Genomic DNA, 18,991 nt, shown 5'->3' on the forward strand with positions numbered 1-18,991 from the left:
AAGTCGTCCGAATAGGAGGGTGTCCGGAACGTTTTTCACCGGTGGGCACGCGGAATCCGCGGCAGCACCACCCGGACGGCGCAGCAAAAACCGCCCCGGGAAAGAATTACCGGGACGGCGATGAAGCGCGCGTGCGGTTTCCGTTTCCGGTGACCAGGCCGCCGCGGGTGCGGGCGACGGCCGGTCCGGTCAGCGTCGGCGTGCTTTCCGGCCGGAATCCGGCCTTGAACCGGCCTTGAAGTGCGGAAACGGCTTCTCCGACCTGGTGCGGCGGCACGGCCCACCGGGCCGGTCAGGGGCTGCCGCGCGGGCCCGTGCGGCCAGGGCCTGCATCGAAGCCGCCGGAGGTGGCGGGCTGGGGCGGGTGGGTCGTGCCCAAGGCTTCGATACAAGGGCCTAGAACGGGACTCCCACCGCCGCGGCGAGCGCCCGCACCGCCGTCCACAACCCGGCGCCGGCCGTCGCGAGGCCGCCGGCCTCGCGCAGCAGGTCCCGCGCCCGGCGCACCTTCGCACCTGCGGACCCTGCCGCCCCGCGGTGCACCACGTCCCGGTCGACCTCGTCGAGGGCGTCGTGCACGGCGTCCTTCGTGGCCGGGGGTAGCCGGGCGGCGTCCAGCTCGGCGCGGACCGCCCGGACCAGCTCGGCGACCTGCCGCGCGTCCAGGCCGCGGTGGATCTCCTGGTGTCCACCGTGGACGGTGTTGATGTCGCCGTGGACGGCGTTGTTGACCGTCCCCGCGCGGACTTCGCCGTGGAAGTGGATGCCGTCCATCTAGCCCCTCCTGCTCCGCCGGCGGCGCCTGCGCTCGCGCGCCGCCTTGGCCATCACCAGCCCGATCATCGTCACGACCGTGCCGAGCACGAACAGCGCGAACCCGACGACGCCCAGCGGCACCCCGTCGATGACGTCCGGACCGAGCAGCGGGGGCGGCGCGTCGAACGAGCCCGCCGAAACCGCGTCGGAGCCCGCCTTGACGAACTTGAGGATCACCGACGCCCAGATCCCGAACCCGCCGAGCAGCATCAGCAGCCCCAGCAGCATCACCGCGCGGCCGGCGCCCTGCCCGGTGGCCAGCTCGGTGAACACCTGTCCCTCCGGCGTGCTGAACTCGTACCGGTGGTGCTGCCGGTGGTCGTAGCTGTTGTTGACGTCGCGGCCGGCGTTGTTGATCGTCCCGGCGGACACGTCCCCGAACGCGACCCCGCCGGCCGAGGACCGCTGCCACGTGCGGGTGTGCGCGGCGCCGCCCTCCCCGTCGGAGTAGACCGCGGCGATCGGGCCGAACTCGAGCCGGTCGCCGTTGCGCAGCGCGTGGTCCTGCTTGGCGGCCAGGCGGTGGCCGTTTACCCAGGTGCCGTTGCGCGAGCCGGCGTCGGACACCCAGGTGCCGCGGCCGTCCCGGCGGACCCACGCGTGGTGGCTGCTGACCTGGTCGGAGTACAGCCGCAGGTGCGCGTCCGGGCCGCGGCCGACCAGCCACGAGCCGCGGCGCACCACCAGCCGGGCGACCGCGCCGTCGAGCGTCTCGATCTTCGCTTCGTCCTGCCCGCTCATCGGCACTCTCCTCCCGCCGCAGAGCTCTCCGCTGCTTCAAGGAAGAGCCCTGCGGCGGCCGGGAGATATCCGGCGAACGGGTGAACCCGTTCAGGCCTTCGGCGCCGGTGTCTTCACCCGCTCCAGCAACAGCTGGGCCACGTCGCGGACGTCGACGTTCTCCGCCTTCTGCTCGCTCTGCCGCTGGACCAGGCCGTCGGTGAGCATCACGCGGCAGAACGGGCAGCCGGTCACGATCGTCTCCGCGTCCGTCGCGATGGCTTCGTCGACCCGCTCCAGGTTGATGCGCTTGCCGATCTGCTCCTCCATCCACATCCGCGCGCCGCCCGCGCCGCAGCAGAGCGCGCGGTCGGCGTGGCGCGGCATCTCCTCGAGCGTCGCGCCGGTCGCCCCGACGAGCTCGCGCGGCGGGGTGTAGACCTTGTTGTGGCGGCCGAGGTAACACGGGTCGTGGTAGGTGACCTTCGGACCGTCTTCGACCGCCTTGACCGGCGTCAGCTGCCCGCCGCGCACCAGCCGGTTGAGCAGCTGGGTGTGGTGCACGACCTCGTAGTGACCGTCGAGGTCCGGGTACTCGCGGCCGAGCGTGTTCAGGCAGTGCGGGCACGTCGTGACGATCTTGCGCAGCCGCGGCTCGCGGCCCTCGAACACGGCGTTGAGCGTCTCCGCCGTCTGCTGCGCCATCATCTGGAAGAGGAACTCGTTGCCCGCGCGGCGCGCCGGGTCACCGGTGCAGGACTCCTCCTTGCCGAGCACGACGTACTTCACACCGGCGATGTGCAGCAGCTCGGCCGTCGCGCGGACGGTCTTGCGGGCGTTGTCGTCGAACGCGCCCGCGCAGCCGACCCAGTAGACGTATTCGACGTCTTCCGCGAGCTCGCCGTCGAACACCGGGACGTCGAAGTCGAGGTCCTTGGTCCAGGCGAGGCGTTCGGAGTTGTTCTGGCCCCAGGGGTTGCCCTTGGTCTCCAGGTTCTTGAACAGCCCGCCCAGCTCGGTCGGGAACGCCGACTCGATCATCACCTGGTAGCGCCGCATGTCGACGATGTGGTCGACGTGCTCGATGTCCACCGGGCACTGCTCGACGCACGCGCCGCAGGTGGTGCACGACCAGAGCACGTCGGGGTCGATGACACCGCCGTCGGCTTCCGGTCCGACCAGCGGGCGCGCGTCCTCGTGCTCCTTGCCCGAGAGGACGTAGGGCGCCTCCTCGAAGAGGTTGTCCCGCAGGCCCATGATGAGCAGCTTGGGCGACAACGGCTTCCCGGTGTTCCACGCCGGGCACTGCGACTGGCAGCGGCCGCACTCGGTGCACGTGGCGAAGTCGAGCATGCCCTTCCACGTGAAGTCGCCGATCTTGCCGCGGCCGAACGTGTCGTCCTCGCCTGGGTCTTCGAAGTCGATGGGCTTGCCGCCGGACTCCATCGGCAGCAGCGGGCCGAGCGCGTCCGGCAGCCGCTTCGCCGAGACGTTGATCGGCGCGACGAAGATGTGCAGGTGCTTGGAGTACAGCACGATGCTGAGGAACACGAGCATGACGCCGATGTGCAGCAGCAGGCCGACTGTCTCCAGCACCTCGGTCGTGGAGTGCCCGAGCGGCTCGAGGAGGTTCCCGACGCCGAGCGAGACGTACGCGCCGTTGTCGTACGGAAAGTTGCCCGACGCCGAAGACGCGCCGCGGAAGAAGAACATCGTCCAGACGACGTTGAAGATCATGACCAGGATCAGCCAGGCGCCGCCGGTGTGCGAGCCGTAGAAGCGGGACGCGCGGTCCTTGCGCTCGGGGGCGTTCCGGATGCGGATCACGGTGAACACGCCCAGCGACACGGCCACCATGACGGCGATGAAGTCCTGCAGGAAGCCGAGCACCGCCCAGTGCCCGATCCACGGGATGGCGAACCGCTCGTCGAACAGCGCGCCGTACGCCTCGAGGTACACCGAAGCGAGGATCACGAAGCCCCAGAACGTGAAGAAGTGCGCGAGGCCGGGCACCGACCACTTCAGGAGCTTGCGCTGGCCGAACACTTCGCGCACCTGCGCGAAGAGGCGGGCGCCCAGCTCGTCCGACCGCTTCGTGTCGGGCTGGCCGGCCTTGATCAGCCGGTACAGGAAGGCCACGCGCTTGCCGGCGACGGCGAGGCCGACGACCGTCATGAGCAGACCGAGGATGAGACGAACGAGCACGAGTCCTCCGTGACGTGCTGGAAGGAACGGCTCAGTGCGAGCCGGTGTAGTAGCGGCACGCCTGGCACGCGTACCGCATCTTCGCGACCCGCCAGTGTTTCCGGTACAGATCGAGGTCGGCCGACCGGCGGACGCCGAGGCGCTGGTAACGCCCCGGACGGCGGCGGCCGGTTTCGTACTGCTCGGTCGCGCGGCCGAGGTGGGCGCGCCGCAGCACGCACCCCCGCGTCCCGCAGCGGCCGAGCGCGCCGCGGCAGAACCGGTGCAGCAGCACCAGCTCCCCGCTCACTTCGTCGACCACGCCGTAGCCGGGGTGGCTGCCCGGTCCGGTGAGCCGCACCGGCAGCCCGCAGTACCCGCATTTGAGGGTGCAGGAGAGACAGCCGGTGATGTGCCTGAGCCGCAGTTCGCGCCGATCTTCGGAGCCGGGTCCTCGGACGCGCGACGCCATGGGGCCTCCTGGAGCGACTGTGATCGGCACCACTGCCTGCTACTGGAGGGTAATGAGAGGCTCACGTCGTGCGACAGGACCAACTGGCCTAGTTGACCTAGGCTGTTCGGCGTAAAAAACCGAGGAAGGATCACCTTACTGTCCGTACAGCGGACGGTGTTGTGACGGAGATCGTACGTTCGGCCCTGCCGCGGCGACCGTGTCCCCCGCCACACTCCGGACATGACCTACCACCCCGTGCCCTACCGGCCCGCCCGGCTGCCCGCCGCCGAAGCCGTCGCCCGGTCCGCCGCGCTGCGGCAGCGGATGGAAGCACGGCGCTCGGTCCGGATGTTCTCCCCCGACCCGGTGCCGGAGCGTGCGGTCCTCGACGCGATCGCGGTCGCGTCCACCGCACCGAGCGGCGCGCACCAGCAGCCCTGGACGTTCGTCCTCGTCACCGACCCGGCGGTCCGCCGCACGATCCGCGAAGCCGCCGAGGAGGAGGAACGGATCTCCTACGGCGGCCGGCTCGGCGACGCGTGGCTCGACGCGTTGCGACCCCTGGGCACGGACGCGGTGAAGCCGCACCTGACGGACGCGCCGTACCTGATCGTGGTGTTCCAGCAACGTTTCGCCCTCGACGAAGACGGCGGCGTCCACAAGCACTACTACGTCGACGAGTCGGTGGGCATCGCGGTCGGCATGCTCCTGACTGCGTTGCAGGTGGCGGGCCTGGCGGCGTTGACGCACACCCCGTCCCCGATGCGGTTCCTCGGCGAGCTGCTCGGCCGGCCCCGCAACGAAAAGGCGTTCGCGGTGATCCCGGTGGGATATCCCGCGGACGACTGCGTGGTGCCGGATCTGCAGCGGAAGCCGCTCGAGGAGGTGCTGGTCCGGGTGTGAGCGCTGCTCAGCTGCCGGGCAACCTGCTCGGCGGCTCGGCGAACACCGCACCCGCCACGCCTCAGGCAACCGACTCCGCCACCGAACCCGCGCCGAAGCCCCTCGACGAGGTTCTCCTCCGCGCCTGACCGGCTCAGTTGCCGGGCAACCCGCCCGGCAGCTGCGCGAACACCGGCCCCGCCACGAGATCCACCCCGCGCTCCCGCCACCACCCGGCCAGCTCACGGCTCCCGACCTCGGTCACCGAAACCGTCGCCCCGCCCAGATGGACCGCCTCGATCAGCGTCGCCGTCGACAGCTCCACCAGCGGGTGGTCCCGGCGGGCCACCACGTGCGGCGCCAGGCGGACCGTGCGGACCGGCAGGTCCACCAGCCACGTCACATCGCCCGCCGCGCCGTGGATCTCCGAGGCCACGCCGATTTCCGCCAGCACCTTGAGGTTGTCGGCCGCGTCGACGGCGTCCGGGGGCAGGGCCGCCGCCGGGAAGCCGGGGCGGAGCCGGTCCGGGGGCAGGCCGGTGTCTTCGAGCACCCGGCGGATCTCCCCCACCAGCTCCGGATCGCCCGCCTGCGGCGCCGTGAGCTCCACCGTCAGCGGCACCTCGACGCCGGACTCGGCCAGCCGCTCGGCCGCGGTGCGCAGCAGCCACGTGCCCAGCGGCAGCGCCAGCCCGGTCTCCGCGGCCAGCCGCACGCACGTGTCGTGCGGCAGCACACCTTCCCGCGGATGCGTCCAGCGCAGCCGCGCCTCCACCCCGGCCACCTCGTCGCCGGCGGCGACCAGCGGCCGGTAGCGGACCTCGATCTCGCCGTTCTCCCAGGCGCCCGCCATCGACGCCGCGAGCCCGAAGTCGTGCCGGTCGCGCCGGTCCAGCTCCCGGTCGTAGAGGCCCCACTGGTTGCCCGTGCGCTGGACGCGGCGCAGCGTCAGGTCCGACGCGCGCAGCAGCTCCGCCGGCGTGATCTCGCGCGGCGGCCGGTGAACCACGCCGATGCTGGCCGACACCGCCACCCCGCGGTCGCCGTCGACGTACTCCGCCTCCGCGAGCTCATGGGTGATCCGGCGGACGAGCGTCACGACACCCGGCGTCTCGGCGGAGTTCTGCACCAGCACACCGAACTCGTCGCCGCCGAGGCGGGCCACGAGCGCCTTTTCCGCTTCGAACACCGTCTTCAGCTTCGCGGCGACGCCGCGCAGCACGCGGTCCGCGAGCTCCTGACCGAGCCCGCCCGCGATCTGCGAGAAGCCGTCCAGGTCGAGGTGGAACAGCGTGACGCCGCGGGCGGCATCGGCCTCGCGCAGCAGGTTTTCCAGCCGGGTGCCGAAGAACTGCCGGTTCGGCAGCCCGGTGAGCGCGTCGTGCAGGGCCTGGTGGGACAGGCGCCGCTGCAGCAGCGAAACCTCGGTGTCGTCGTCGACGATCGTGAGCACCTGCCGCGGGGTGCCGACGGCGTCGCGGATCACCGAAGCGGCGAACGTCGCCCACATCGGCTCGCCGTCGCGGCCGAGCAGGCGCCGGCCCGCGCGCAGCCGGTGCAGCTTGCCGGCCACCAGGTCCCGGTAGGCCTCCCGCAGCAGCTCGACGTCCTCCGGGTGCACGAGGTCGAACAGGCTCAGCGCGGCGATCTCGGCCGGTGTGCGGTTGAGCGTCTTGGCGAGCGCCGCGTTGGCCCGCAGCACCCGGCCGTCCAGCTCGGTGAGCGCGACGCCGCTGGCCGAGCCGGCGAACACTTCCTCGAACTGCGCGCGGGTGATGACGTGCTTCTGCCGCGTCTCCTGCTCGACCTTCAGCAGCGCGCGGCTGAGGCCTTCCTGCCGCTTCTGGATGTCCTCGCGCATCATCTCGCCGTACCCGGAGCTGAGCGCGCCGAGCACGACCACGACCCGCTCGGCCAGGCGCTCGACGTGGTGCAGCTCCGGCTCGCGCAGGAGCGCCTTGCCGAGCACCTCCAGGCTGCGGCGCAGGCTGTCCGCGCCGACGCACCGCAGTTCGACGAGCCGCTTCCCGGCCGCCGCGGCGCCCGCCACGTCCGGGGGCTCGCTCGCGACCGCGTCGAACAGCCGGCCGGCCAGGACCGCCAGCTCGCGCTCGATCTCTTCGGGCGTGTGCGGCAGGTAGGCGGTCGTGCTGACCAGGTAACCCCACTTGCGCGCGAGGGTGCCGAGCCGGCGTGCCGCGCGTTCGGCGGACGGCTTCTTCCGCGGGGTGTCACCGCGGGGATGGGGAGCAGTCACCTCTGCCTGTCCAAGGGGTCTCGGGCATACTCCGATTCGGTCAGCCGATATATCTTGGCGCGAAACAACGCGACACGCACGGTTTAATATTCATCCAATCGAGTGATAACCCTGCGGAGTGATACCCAGGCTGTTTCGCAGCCACGACCGGGTGGCGTCCCGGTAGTCACCGGCGTTCCGGTGCAACGCAACGGAATGACCGGCACCCGGGAGGACGTACATCGACAGTTTCGACGGATCGGCGTAGTAGGGCGCCTCCTGCGCGCGCAACACTCCGGGGTCCCCGCAGTCACGCAGCGCGAGCAGTCCGCAGAAAAGAACGTCCTTTTCTCCCACCACCTGGAAAACCGGTGCGGTAATTCCCCTCGTCGCCGGCAGCACGATCCCGAACAACGCGACCGTGCCCATCCCGGGCACCGAGACCTGGTCCTTCGTGGCTTCGTCGGCCGCGATCACGCCCGGGTCGGCGTCGGCGGTGCTGTAGAACAGCCCGGCCCGCGCCCCCGGCCGCGTGGTGAAGTACAGCGGATCGCTGCCGAGGTGCCCGAGCTGTCCGTCGAGCAGCGCGGGCTGGAGGCCGAGCGCCGCGCCGAGCGCCAGCACCGGCAGCGCGGGCAGGTGCGTGATGCCGGTGAGGACCACCCCGTCGACGTCGTGGTAGGTCGACGCTTCGACGGCGACCACACCGGAGCCGACCGAGTGCCCGACGATCACGACCTTCGCGAACCGCACCCCGCCGACGTGCCCGGCGCGCAGGTGGCCGACCACCTCGTGCGTCGACTCCGCCGCGGCCCACACCGACAGCGGCAGGCTCAGCGGGTGGCTGCTGTTCCCGGCGCCGAGCTGGTCCGCGGCGAAGGTCGCGTAGCCGTGCGCGGCCATGTCGCGCTGGTAGGAGTACCGCTCGGGCTGGTACGGCAGGTCCCAGTAGGCGCTGTTGTACGTCCCGCCGTGCACGAGCAGCTGGACGGTGTCCGGCACGCTCCCGGCGGGCAGGCACAGCCGGCCGTGCATCGTCGCGGGCGCACCCGGCACCAGCGGCGGCAGACCCGGGCCGCTGACCGGCAGATCCGTGTCGGTGCACGAGATCGCGGCGGCCTCGGCGGGCATCGCGGCGGTCATCGAGGCGAGCAGGACACCGCAGGCGAACAGGGCCGACGTCACCTTGACGGGCAGCTTCACGCCGCACTCCCTCTGGACTCGGACAGGTGAAGGAACTCCGGAACACTACACCCGGTAGCCGAACGGGCACCGTCAGGTCCGCGGCACCAGCGTCATCGGCAGCCGGTTCGGCTGCATCGTGGCCTTGAGCTGCGCGTAGACCTTCTTGCCCGGCACCGGAACCAGCCGCCAGCGCGCCCCGATCGTGGCGGCGACGATGCCCAGCTCCGTCGGCGCGAACACGTGGCCGGGACACAGCCGGGCGCCCGCGCCGAACGGGATGTAGGCGCCCTTCGGCAGTTCCGCGGTGTGGCCGGGAGCCCACCGGCCGGGGTCGAACCGCCCGGGATCGGGGAACCAGCGCGGATCCCGGTGCAGCGTGTGCTGGCTGACCGCGACCTCGGCGCCGGCCGGGATCCGGACGCCGCCGAGCTCGACGTCTTCGCGGGCCCGGCGCATGAGGATCAGCGGCGGTGTCCGGCGGACGACCTCGTTGACGATCTGGTGCGTGTACACCAGATCCGGCAGGTCCTCGAACCGCGCGGCCCGGCCGCCGAGCACGGCGTCGACCTCGGCGTGGAAGCGGCGTTCGACGTCCGGGTGCTGCCCGAGCTCGTGGAAGAACCAGGCCAGGGCGACGGCGGTGGTTTCGGCGCCGGTGGTGAGGATCGTGATGACCTCGTCGTGCACCTGCCGGTCGGACATGCCCTCGCCGGTGTCCTCGTCGCGCGCCATGAGCAGCATCGACAGCAGGTCGCCGTGGTCGGCGCCCTGCTCCCGGGCGGTGACCACGGTTTCGCCGATCACCTCGCGCAGCCGCGCGGCCGCGGCGTCGAACTTCCGGTTCGGCGGGATGGGCAGCTTTTCCACGAATTTCGGGGAGAAAGCCCGGATCAGCACGTATTTCAGCATGACCGGGATGGAACGCTGGATCTCCGCGAGTGCTTCGTCGCCGAGCGCGGTCGAGAAGAGCGTCTGCCCCGCGATGGTCAGCACCAGGTCCTGCATCCGCCGGTCGAACTCGACGACTTCGCCCGGCTGCCACGACGTCGTGATCTCGTCGGCCAGCTTGGTCATGGTGTTTTCGGCGTAGCCCGCGATCCGCGTCCGGCCGAAGGCGGGCATCACCAGCCGGCGCTGACGGCGGTTGAGCTCGCCGTTCGAGGTGGCCAGGCCGTCGCCGAAGAGCGGGCGCATCTTGTCGAAGACCAGGCCCTTGTCGAACTTGTCGGCGTCGGTGGCCAGCACCTGCCAGGACAGCTCGGGGGTCGTGACCACGTGCACCGGCAGCGGGCCCAGGTGGAGTTTGACGACTTCTCCGTGTGCGGGCAGGGAAGTGAGGAGTTTCAGCGGGTCACGCAGCAGCGCCACGGTGTGCCCGAGCACGGGCCGGCGGCCGGGAACGGGACGCGCGTCGGTCATGTCTCGCCTCCTCGCGACCGGGACACCTTAGCGACGCGGCGGGGTCTCCGAGCGCGGGTCCACACGAACGGATGAGGGCGCTACACTCCGGCATCTCGAGCGAGGGTGGGAGGTCCCGTGACCGGGGAACTGAGCTGGGTGCCGGCGGAGATCGACACCACGGTGCCGAACCCGGCGCGGGTGTACGACTTCTGGCTCGACGGCGACCACAACTTCGCCGCCGACCGCGCGCTCGGCGAGCAGATCCTCGAGATCATGCCGGGCGTCCGCGACGCGGCCCGCCTCAACCGCGCGTTCCTTCGCCGCGCGGCACGGTACCTCGTCGACGCCGGCGTCCGGCAGTTCCTCGACATCGGCTCCGGCATCCCGACGGTGGGCAACCTGCACGAGATCGTCCAGCAGGCCGACCCGTCGTGCCGCGTGGTGTACGTCGACCGCGAGCCGGTCGCCGTCGCGCACAGCGAGCTGCTGCTGCAGGACAACCCGGGCTGTCTGGTGCTGCAGGCGGACCTGCGCGACGTCGACGAAGTCCTGGAAGGCGCCGCCAAGCTGCTGGACCCGGACCAGCCGGTCGCCGTGTTCATGTTGCTGCTGCTGCACTTCGTCCCGGACTCGTGGGACCCGGCGGGCATCGTCGCCCGCTACCGCGACCGCCTCGCCCCGGGCAGCTACCTGACGATCTCGCACGTCGCGGCGGACTCCGAGTCCGAGCGCCTCGACGAGGCGGTCGAGGTGTACAAGAGCAACCAGAACCAGCAGAACCAGCCGGTCCCCCGCACCCACGCCGAGGTCCTCCGCTTCTTCGACGGCTTCGAAATGGTGGAGCCGGGGCTGGTGGGGTGCGCGATGTGGAACCCCCGCGGCGCCGGCGACATGTCCGACGACCCGGCGATCAACGCGCTGCCGTATGCGGGTATGGGCCGGAAACCCTAGTCACCACAGGGAGAATGTCGCCAGTTCACCGGGCCGTCGAAGGTCGGGTAGACGTCGTGGCGGCCGGTCGGCCCCACGCACCGTGACGCGTGATGACTCCACTGTGGACGCCGAGGCGGGCCGCCCGGTGAGGCACGGATCTTCGGAGTGCCCGTCGTCGTTGCGACCCCGCCGCACGAAAGGCCTCCCGGATTCGTCGAATCGTTTCGACGGCGCGGCGCGGAACATTCGCGTCGAAGGTGCGGACGGTGACGACTATTACAGTCGCCCGAGTCGAAGGTCAAGACTTACTGGGAGCGCGCCCAGGAAGTTTCGGTCACGCTCCAAACTGCGCTTTGAGCTGGGGGAAGATCCGTTACCAGCACCGTTCGACAAATTCGACTCCGAGGCCCGCCGTCGAATGCGAATCGAATATCTCCACGCGGCAAAGCGTGCTTGTGTTTCGCGCGGGTGTCACCTACCTTCTTGCCATCGTCGATGCGCTTCGACGCACTTCTCCCGCTTCGTCCCCAGGAGGCCGCACGTGGTCACGATCAACGACGTCGCCAGCGCGGCGGGCGTGGCACCCAGCACGGTGTCGTACGTGATCAGCGGAAAGCGCTCGATCTCGCCGAAGACCCGGCGGCTGGTGGAAGAGAGTATCCGCAAGCTCGGGTACCACCCGCACGCCGGGGCCCGCGCGCTCGCCAGCAGCAAGACCAACGTGCTGGCCCTGGTCGTCCCGCTGCGCACCGACCTCAACGTCGCCGTGGTGATGGAGTTCGTCGCCGCGGCGGTCACCGCGGCCCGTGCGCACGACCAGGACCTGTTGCTGCTCACCAAGGACGAAGGCCCCGCCGCGCTGCAGCGGGTGGCGTCCTCGGCGATCGCCGACGCGCTGATGGTGATGGACGTCGAGGCCGCGGACCCGCGGGTGCCGATGCTCATCGCGCTCGACCGGCCGGTGGTGCTCATCGGGGTGCCCGACCACCCGGCCGGGCTGAGCTGCGTCGACCTCGACTTCACCGCGGCGGGCTCCGCGTGTGTCGCGCACCTGGCCGACCTCGGCCACCGCTCGGTCGCGCTGATCGGCCCCTCCCCCGCCGTCTACCGGCGCGGCACCAGCTACGCGACGCGCTTCCTGCGCGGGTTCGACGACGCCGCGCAAAGCCGTGGTGTGCGGGCGACGAACCGGCCCTGCGCGCACTCCTACGAAGCCGTGAGCGCCTGTTTGGACGAACTGCTCGCCGCCGACCCGGACCTGACCGGGCTGGTCGTGCACAACGAGGCCGTGCTGCCCGGGCTGCTCTCGAACCTGCGCCAGCGCGGTCTGCGCGTGCCCGAGGACATCTCCGTCGTCGCGGTCTGCCCGGACAGCATGGCCGCGCAGCACGCGGTCGCGCTGACCACCGTGGCCATCCCGGCCGAGGAGGTCGGCGCCCAGGCCGTCGAGATGACCATGCGCCGGCTCGCCGGCCACACCACCCCCGAGGTCCGGCTGCTCGGACCCCGCCTCACCCCGCGAGACAGCACCGCCGCGCCGCGCGCCTGACCGGTTCCACTCCAGCGACGAAGGAGAACCACCATGTCCGCAGCTCGTCGCGCCCTCGTCCTGGCCGCGAGCGCCACCCTGCTGGCCGCCTGCAGCCCCAGCCCCGCGCCCCCGGTGTCGAGCGCCGCCGGCGCCCCGGCCGCCACCTCGATCACCGAGCTCGACTACTACGCCGACGAACAGGGTTCCGCCGCGTGGCAGAAGGTCCTCGACACGTGCGCGACGCAGACCGGGGTCAAGATCGACCGGCAGAAGGTGCCGACCGCCCAGATGCTGCCGAAGATCCTGCAGGGCGCGAGCTCGAAGACGCTGCCGGACCTGCTCTTCACCGACAACCCGACACTGCAGCAGGTCGCCGCCACCGGCGCGCTGACGGCGCTGGGCGACTACGGCATCACCACCGACGGTTACTACGAAAGCATCGTGAAAGCCGGGACCTACCAAGGAAAGGTGTACGGCGTCGCTCCCGGCGTCAACGGCCTCGCGCTGATCTACAACAAGGACCTCCTCACCGCGGCCGGTGTCGAGCCGCCGAAGACCTGGGACGAGCTGAAGGCCGCCGCGGCGAAGCTCACCAAGGACGGCAAGTACGGCCTCGCGTTCTCCGCGATCCCGTCCGAAGAGGGCACTTGGCAGTTCCTCCCGTTCTTCTGGGGCAACGGCGCGGAACTGTCCCAGCTGGACTCCCCGAAGGCCGTGCAGGCCCTGCAGTACGTCACGGAGCTGGTGAGCTCCGGCTCGGCGTCGAAGTCCGTGGTGACGTGGAACCAGAACGACGTCGCCGACCAGTTCGTCGGCGGTGCCGCGGCCATGATGGTCAACGGGTCGTGGAACCTGGCCCGGCTCGACGAGCAGAAGTCGCTGCACTACGGCGTGGCGCCGATCCCGGTGCCCCAGGCCGGGGCCAAGCCGGTGGTCGCCCTCGGCGGCGAGGTCGGCGCCGTGCCGGTCACCAGCGGACCCGCCCAGCAGGCCGCCGGGAAGGTGCTCTCCTGCATCCTTTCCGAACCGACGATGCTGCAGTGGAGCAAGGCCCACGCCTACGTCCCGTCGAAGACGGCCGCGGCCACGAGGTTCGGCGCCGAGCAGCCCGCGATGCAGGCCTTCGTCGACGAGGTCGGCTCGGCCCGCTCCCGCACCGCCGAGCTCGGCGAGAAGTACCCGAAGGTCTCGCAAGCCCTGGCCGACGCGCTGCAGGCGGCGCTGACCGGGAAGCAGCCGGCCGACCAGGCCCTGAAGGCCGCACAGCGGGCGAGCGGGTCGTGACCCCGGCCGCCCGCCGCGAGCCCCGGTTCGCGGCGTGGGCGTTCCTCCTGCCGGCGCTGGCCTACGTCGCGGTGTTCTTCGGGTACCCCCTGGTCGCGAACCTGGTGATGAGTGCCCAGGACTACACGGTGAAGTCGTTCTACACCGGTGAAGCGCCCTTCGTCGGCTTCGCCAACTACTCCGCCGTGTTCGCCGACCCGTTGTTCTCGACGGCCGCGCTCACCACCGTGCTGTTCACCGCCGGGTCGCTCGTCTTCCAGTTCGGCATCGGCCTGGCGCTGGCGGTGTTCTTCACCGGCCGGTTCCTCGGCAGCGCGCTGCTGCGGTCGCTGCTCCTGCTGCCGTGGCTGCTGCCGCTGGTGGTCAGCGGGGCGGTCTGGCGGTGGATGTTCGACCAGGACCACGGGGTGCTCAACGCGGGCCTGCGCCTCCTCGGCTTCCCCGCGGTGCCGTGGCTGAGCAGCACGACCTGGGCGCTGCCCGCCGTGATCCTCACCAACATCTGGATCGGCATCCCGTTCAACCTGGTGATCCTGCACGGCGGCCTGCGCGCGATCCCGGCGTCGCTCCACGAGGCCGCGGCACTCGACGGCGCGAACGCGTGGCAGCGGTTCCGGCACGTCACCTGGCCGCTGCTGCGGCCGGTGACGGGCATCGTGCTGCTGCTCGGGCTGGTCTACACGATCAAGGTGTTCGACGTGATCATGGTCGTCACCGGCGGCGGGCCGGCGAACGCGACGCAGACGCTCACGACGTGGTCCTACCGGCTGTCCTTCGGGGACTTCGCGTTCGGGCAAGGTGCGGCCGTCGGCAACGTCCTCATCCTGGTCGCCACGGTGTTCGGGCTGCTGTACCTGCGCTCGGCCCGGGCGACGCTGGCCGAGGCGGCGACGTGAAGGCCCGGACGGTGTTCGGTGTGCTGATCGTCGCCGTGCTGCTGTTCCCGCTGTACTGGATGGTCAACGCGTCGCTGCAGCCCAGCGGCGCGCTGCTGCGCCCGGACCCGGCCTTCTTCCCGGTCGGCGGCACGCTGGACGGCTACCGCGAGGCCCTCGCGTCGCAGGGACCACACCTGCTGTCCAGTGTCGTCATCGCGCTCGGGACCGTGCTCGTCTCGCTCGCGGTCGCCGCGCCCGCGGCGTACGCGCTGGCCCAGCTCAAGGTCCGCGGCGGGCCGGCGCTGGTGTTCGTGCTGCTCATCGTGCAGATGATCCCGGGGATCGTGATGGCCAACGCGCTCTACACCGTGTTCGGCAACCTCGGGCTGATCGACAACTACCTCGGCCTCGTGCTCGCCGACTCCACCGCGACCATCCCGTTCGCGGTGCTGCTGTTGCGGGCCTTCATGATCTCCGTGCCGAGGGAGCTGACTGAAGCGTCCCGAGTGGACGGCGCCGGGTACTGGCGGACGTTCGTCTCGATCATCCTCCCGGTCAGCCGCAACGCCCTCGTGACCGCCGGGCTGTTCTCGTTCCTGTTCGCCTGGGCGGACTTCCTCTTCGCCGTCACCCTCACCACCGGCCGGTCGATCGAGCCGGTCACCGTCGGCGTCTACCGGTTCGTCGGCAACCAGTCCGCGGACTGGAACGGGGTCATGGCCACCGCCGTCCTCGCCGCGGTCCCCGCGGCCGTCCTGCTCGTCGTGGCCCAGCGGTACGTCGTCGCCGGGCTGACCAGCGGCGCCGTCAAAGACTAGGAGACCGCGTGATCGCCACGACCGAAGACGGCCGCTCGCTCGAAGTCACCGTGCGGCACGAGGTCCTGCGGATCGAACCGTGGGGCGCGGACAGCCTGCGCGTGCGCGCCGGACGGCACCGGATCCTCGACGACGTCCCGGGCGCGCTCCTGCCCGCGAAGCCGTCCGCCGCCACCGCCGAGGACGGCGAGCGGTCCGGCCGGGTGGTGAACGGCGCGCTCACCGCGGTCGTCGAGCTGACCGACACCGACACCGGCGTCGACGCGCAGCTGACGTTCGTCCGCACGGACACCGGCGAGGAGCTGCTGGCCGAGCAGCGCGCGCACTTCTGGTGGCCCGGCGCCCGGCTGTTCCTGCCGTCGCGCAACGGGTACGGCCGCCTCGAACAGCGGTTCGCCGCCCACGACGACGAGCGGGTCTACGGCCTCGGCCAGCACACGCACGGCCGGCTCGACCAGAAGGGCCTGGTCCTCGACCTGGTGCAGCGCAACGCCGAGGTGTCGGTGCCGTTCCTGCTCTCGAGCCGCGGCTACGGCTTCCTCTGGAACAACCCCGCGGTCGGCCGGGTCGAGCTGGCCGCCAACGGCACCCGCTGGGTCGCCGACGACGCGCGTCAGCTCGACTACTGGGTGACCACCGGCGACGGCCCGCGGCAGATCCTCGGCCACTACGCCGACGCGACCGGGCACGCGCCCGTGCTGCCGGAGTGGGCGACCGGGTTCTGGCAGTCGAAGCTGCGCTACCGGACGCAGGCGGAGCTGCTGGCCGTCGCGCGGGAATACCACTCGCGGGGGCTGCCGCTGTCGGTGATCGCCGCCGACTTCTTCCACTGGACGCACCTCGGCGACTGGAAGTTCGACCCGGCCGAGTGGCCCGACCCGGCCGGGCTGGTGCGGGAGCTCGACGAGCTGGGCGTCAAGCTGATGGTGTCGGTGTGGCCGTCGGTCAGCCCGCTGTCGGAGAACTACCGCGAGCTGCACGAGCAGGGCCTGCTGGTGGCGGCCGAGAACGGCGTCCCGGCTCACGCGCCGTGGCAGGACAAGGGGTTCGACGTCGAGCTGCCGGTGGCGTTCTACGACGCGACCAACCCGGCGGCGCGGCGGTTCGTCTGGGGCAAGGTCAAGGAGAACTACTACGACCTCGGCGTGCGCGCGTGGTGGCTCGACGGCGACGAGCCGGAGATCCAGCCCGGCCACCCGCACAACCTCGGCTTCCACGCCGGGCCGGGCTCGGAGGTCTTCAACCTCTACCCGCAGGCGAACGCGCAGGCCTTCCACGACGGCATCCGCGGCGAGGGCGACGACGAGGTGGTGCTGCTCAGCCGCTCGGCGTGGGCCGGCAGCCAGCGGTTCGGCGCGGCGCTGTGGTCGGGGGACGTCCCGGCGACCTGGGCGTCGCTGCGGGCGCAGGTGCGGGCGGGGCTCAACGTCGCGGTCGCCGGGATCCCGTGGTGGACCACGGACATCGGCGGGTTCCACGGCGGTGACCCGGCGTCGCCCGGCTATCGCGAGCTGATGGTGCGGTGGTTCTCCTACGGCGTGTGCTGCCCGCTGTTCCGCCTGCACGGCTTCCGCGACCCGCGGCCGCCGTTCGGGCCGGAGATGACCGGCGGGCCGAACGAGGTCTGGTCGTACGGCGCCGAGGCGCTGGCGGCGATCGAGGAGTCCTTGCGGCTGCGGGAGCGGCTGCGGCCGTACCTGATGGCCCAGATGCGAGTGGCGCACGAGCAGGGTGTCCCGCCGATGCGGCCGCTGTTCGTCGACTTCCCGGGTGACCCGGGCGCGTGGGACGTCGACGACGCGTTCCTGCTCGGCCCGGACCTGCTGGTCGCGCCGGTGCTCGAACCCGGCGTCACATCACGCCGGGTCTACCTGCCCTCGGGTGCGCTGTGGACGGACGCGGTGACCGGTGCGCGCCACGACGGCGGGGCCACCGTCGAGGCGGCCGCCCCGCCGGAGCGGATCCCGCTCTTCCTGCGCGACGACACGAAGCTGCCGATCCGCGGCTGACGGCGGGGTCACGCGCCGTGCAGCTCGGCCCAGAAACCCGGGCGCCACGGCACCGGCTCGCCCGCGTGGACACCCGCCGGCCACGTGCGGACGACGTGGACGTCCGTGCGGACCCGCGCCCGCGGGAACCGGAATCGGGTGGCGGTCGCGCCGGTGAAGTCGGCGTGACCGCTGAACCGGGCGCCGCCGAAGAAGGCGTCGGTGAACCGGGTGCCGCGGAAGGTCGTCCGGCCGGCGAAGCCCGCTCCGGCGAACGACGCGTCGTCGGCGAACTCCGCCGCAGAGAAGTCCGTCAGGGCCGAGAACCGCGCGTTTTCGAACCAGGTTTCGCCGTGGCTGGTGCTCCCGGCGAACGACGCGGTCCCGGTGAACGTGACGCCCTCGAAGTCCGCGCCCTCGGCGAACCGGGTGTCGCGGAACCGGGCGTGCCTCGCGAAGCACGAGCCTCCGAAGCTCACGAGGCCGGTGAAGACCACGCCGTCGAAGCGGGCGTCCCCGACGAAGCGGACACTCCTGAAGACGGCATCGCGCACCGAGCAGCCGCGCAGGTCGACCGCGGCCAGCACCGCGTGCCCGACGTGCAGGTCCACGTCCGGCCAGAACCGCGGATCGGCCCGCCGCAGGCGCGGCCGCAGCAGCTCCCACAGCGGCTCCTGCGGGCCGTGGCGGAGCTGGGCGAGGACCTCGTCGACGCACTCCTGGCGCAGCCCAGCGTCGTCGTCGGCCGCTTCGGCCAGGCTCCGCAGCGCGGCAAGGCGCGCCGCGTACTCGTTCGCGAGCAGTTCCGCCTGGACCTCCCGCGGCACCGGCTCCGGCGGCGCGGCCGGGGTCAGGACCTCGGCCGGCCGGTCGCGGCGGAGCAGCAGCCACGCCGTGACCGCGCCGGACACCGCACCGATGAGCGCGAGGATCGGGAACGGGGTGAGCGTGGACATGCCGGGATTGTCCACTCCCGGCCCGGACCGGCGACACCGGTTTAAAGTGGACCTGTGAGTCCAACGCTGACGAAGAAAGGCGCCGCGACGCGGCAGCGGATCATCGAAGGCGCGGCGGCGGAGATCCGCGAGCGCGGAGTCGCCGTCACGACGCTCGACGACGTCCGCGCGCGCACCGGCACCAGCAAGAGCCAGCTCTTCCACTACTTCCCGGACGGCAAGGAAGAGCTCCTGCTGGAGGTGGCGCGCTTCGAGGCCGGCCAGGTGATGGCGGCCCAGCAGCCGCAGCTGGGCGAGCTGGGCTCGTGGGCGGCGTGGAAGCGCTGGCGCGACACGGTCGTCTCGCACTACCGCGAGCGCGGGCAGTACTGCCCGCTCAACGTGCTGATTTCCCAGCTGGGCCGGGCGACCCCGGGCGCGCAGGCCGTGGTGACGGAGCTGCTGCGCGGCTGGCAGAACGAGCTGGAGGCCGGCATCCGCCGGCTGCGGGAGGCCGGCGAGGTGAGCACGGAGCTGAATGTCGAACGCACCGCGGCCGCCCTGCTGGCGGGCCTGCAGGGCGGCGTGGTGGTGATGCTCTCGACCGGCCGCATCGACCACCTGGAAGCGGCGCTCGACGTCGGGATCGCGAACCTGCGGGCGAGGGGGGGGGGGGGGGGGGGGGGGGGGGGTAGGGGGGGGGGGGGGGGGGGGGGGGGGTGGGGGGGGGGGAGGGGGGGGGGGGT

At 71.6% G+C, this 18,991-nt stretch carries 16 protein-coding genes and 1 pseudogene; 9 read left to right on the plus strand and 8 right to left on the minus strand.

Features of this window, described 5'->3' with window-relative positions:
- Positions 1-396: 396 nt before the first annotated feature.
- From ACZ61C_RS43590 to ACZ61C_RS43605, 4 genes are all read right to left on the minus strand, one after another.
- Positions 397-774 carry a hypothetical protein gene (locus ACZ61C_RS43590; RefSeq protein WP_465313838.1) on the minus strand — a complete coding sequence of 126 codons (378 nt, stop codon included), beginning with the start codon at positions 772-774 and terminating at the stop codon, positions 397-399.
- The gene (locus ACZ61C_RS43595) at positions 775-1,557 is read right to left on the minus strand and encodes an FHA domain-containing protein (protein WP_465313839.1); all 783 of its coding nucleotides are present in this window, start codon (positions 1,555-1,557) and stop codon (positions 775-777) included.
- A gap of 90 nt (positions 1,558-1,647) precedes the next feature.
- Positions 1,648-3,741, minus strand: coding sequence for a (Fe-S)-binding protein (locus ACZ61C_RS43600; RefSeq protein WP_465313840.1), 2,094 nt, complete (start codon positions 3,739-3,741; stop codon positions 1,648-1,650).
- Between the two features lie 31 nt (positions 3,742-3,772).
- Positions 3,773-4,192: a hypothetical protein gene (locus ACZ61C_RS43605; protein WP_465313841.1), complete on the minus strand. Its 420-nt coding sequence runs from the start codon at positions 4,190-4,192 to the stop codon at positions 3,773-3,775.
- A 222-nt stretch (positions 4,193-4,414) separates the two neighbouring features.
- On the opposite strand from ACZ61C_RS43605, the gene ACZ61C_RS43610 reads away from it, so the two are divergent.
- On the plus strand, positions 4,415-5,077 hold the full coding sequence (locus ACZ61C_RS43610; protein ID WP_465313842.1) for a nitroreductase family protein: 663 nt from the start codon (positions 4,415-4,417) through the stop codon (positions 5,075-5,077).
- Complete coding sequence (locus tag ACZ61C_RS43615; protein WP_465313843.1) at positions 5,074-5,205, plus strand: hypothetical protein; 132 nt, start codon at positions 5,074-5,076, stop codon at positions 5,203-5,205. Before ACZ61C_RS43610 ends, ACZ61C_RS43615 begins: the two co-directional genes overlap by 4 nt.
- A gap of 5 nt (positions 5,206-5,210) precedes the next feature.
- On the opposite strand, the gene ACZ61C_RS43620 is transcribed toward ACZ61C_RS43615, so the two are convergent.
- From ACZ61C_RS43620 to ACZ61C_RS43630, 3 genes are all read right to left on the minus strand, one after another.
- Positions 5,211-7,313 carry a diguanylate cyclase domain-containing protein gene (locus ACZ61C_RS43620; protein WP_465313844.1) on the minus strand — a complete coding sequence of 701 codons (2,103 nt, stop codon included), beginning with the start codon at positions 7,311-7,313 and terminating at the stop codon, positions 5,211-5,213.
- Between the two features lie 90 nt (positions 7,314-7,403).
- Complete coding sequence (locus tag ACZ61C_RS43625; protein WP_465313961.1) at positions 7,404-8,435, minus strand: alpha/beta hydrolase; 1,032 nt, start codon at positions 8,433-8,435, stop codon at positions 7,404-7,406.
- Between the two features lie 132 nt (positions 8,436-8,567).
- Positions 8,568-9,896: a cytochrome P450 gene (locus ACZ61C_RS43630; RefSeq protein WP_465313845.1), complete on the minus strand. Its 1,329-nt coding sequence runs from the start codon at positions 9,894-9,896 to the stop codon at positions 8,568-8,570.
- Between the two features lie 117 nt (positions 9,897-10,013).
- Between ACZ61C_RS43630 and ACZ61C_RS43635 the strand changes: the two genes are divergently transcribed.
- From ACZ61C_RS43635 to ACZ61C_RS43660, 6 genes are all read left to right on the plus strand, one after another.
- The gene (locus tag ACZ61C_RS43635) at positions 10,014-10,829 is read left to right on the plus strand and encodes an SAM-dependent methyltransferase (RefSeq protein ID WP_465313846.1); all 816 of its coding nucleotides are present in this window, start codon (positions 10,014-10,016) and stop codon (positions 10,827-10,829) included.
- A 523-nt stretch (positions 10,830-11,352) separates the two neighbouring features.
- Entirely contained in the window at positions 11,353-12,360 is a 1,008-nt protein-coding gene (locus ACZ61C_RS43640) for a LacI family DNA-binding transcriptional regulator (RefSeq protein WP_465313847.1), read from the plus strand.
- Between the two features lie 33 nt (positions 12,361-12,393).
- Positions 12,394-13,626, plus strand: coding sequence for a sugar ABC transporter substrate-binding protein (locus tag ACZ61C_RS43645; RefSeq protein WP_465313848.1), 1,233 nt, complete (start codon positions 12,394-12,396; stop codon positions 13,624-13,626).
- Complete coding sequence (locus tag ACZ61C_RS43650; RefSeq protein ID WP_465313849.1) at positions 13,623-14,522, plus strand: carbohydrate ABC transporter permease; 900 nt, start codon at positions 13,623-13,625, stop codon at positions 14,520-14,522. Before ACZ61C_RS43645 ends, ACZ61C_RS43650 begins: the two co-directional genes overlap by 4 nt.
- Complete coding sequence (locus ACZ61C_RS43655; protein ID WP_465313850.1) at positions 14,519-15,322, plus strand: carbohydrate ABC transporter permease; 804 nt, start codon at positions 14,519-14,521, stop codon at positions 15,320-15,322. Before ACZ61C_RS43650 ends, ACZ61C_RS43655 begins: the two co-directional genes overlap by 4 nt.
- An 8-nt stretch (positions 15,323-15,330) precedes the next feature.
- Complete coding sequence (locus ACZ61C_RS43660) at positions 15,331-17,331, plus strand: glycoside hydrolase family 31 protein (protein WP_465313851.1); 2,001 nt, start codon at positions 15,331-15,333, stop codon at positions 17,329-17,331.
- 8 nt (positions 17,332-17,339) lie between these two features.
- Here ACZ61C_RS43660 and ACZ61C_RS43665 read toward each other — a convergent pair whose 3' ends face one another.
- On the minus strand, positions 17,340-18,266 hold the full coding sequence (locus ACZ61C_RS43665; protein WP_465313852.1) for a pentapeptide repeat-containing protein: 927 nt from the start codon (positions 18,264-18,266) through the stop codon (positions 17,340-17,342).
- 54 nt (positions 18,267-18,320) lie between these two features.
- Here ACZ61C_RS43665 and ACZ61C_RS43670 point away from each other — a divergent pair.
- A pseudogene (locus ACZ61C_RS43670) lies at positions 18,321-18,914 on the plus strand (TetR/AcrR family transcriptional regulator); the annotation flags it as partial.
- Between the last annotated feature and the right edge of the window lie 77 nt (positions 18,915-18,991).

The sequence above is a fragment of the Amycolatopsis sp. NPDC104587 genome, from assembly GCF_055583645.1.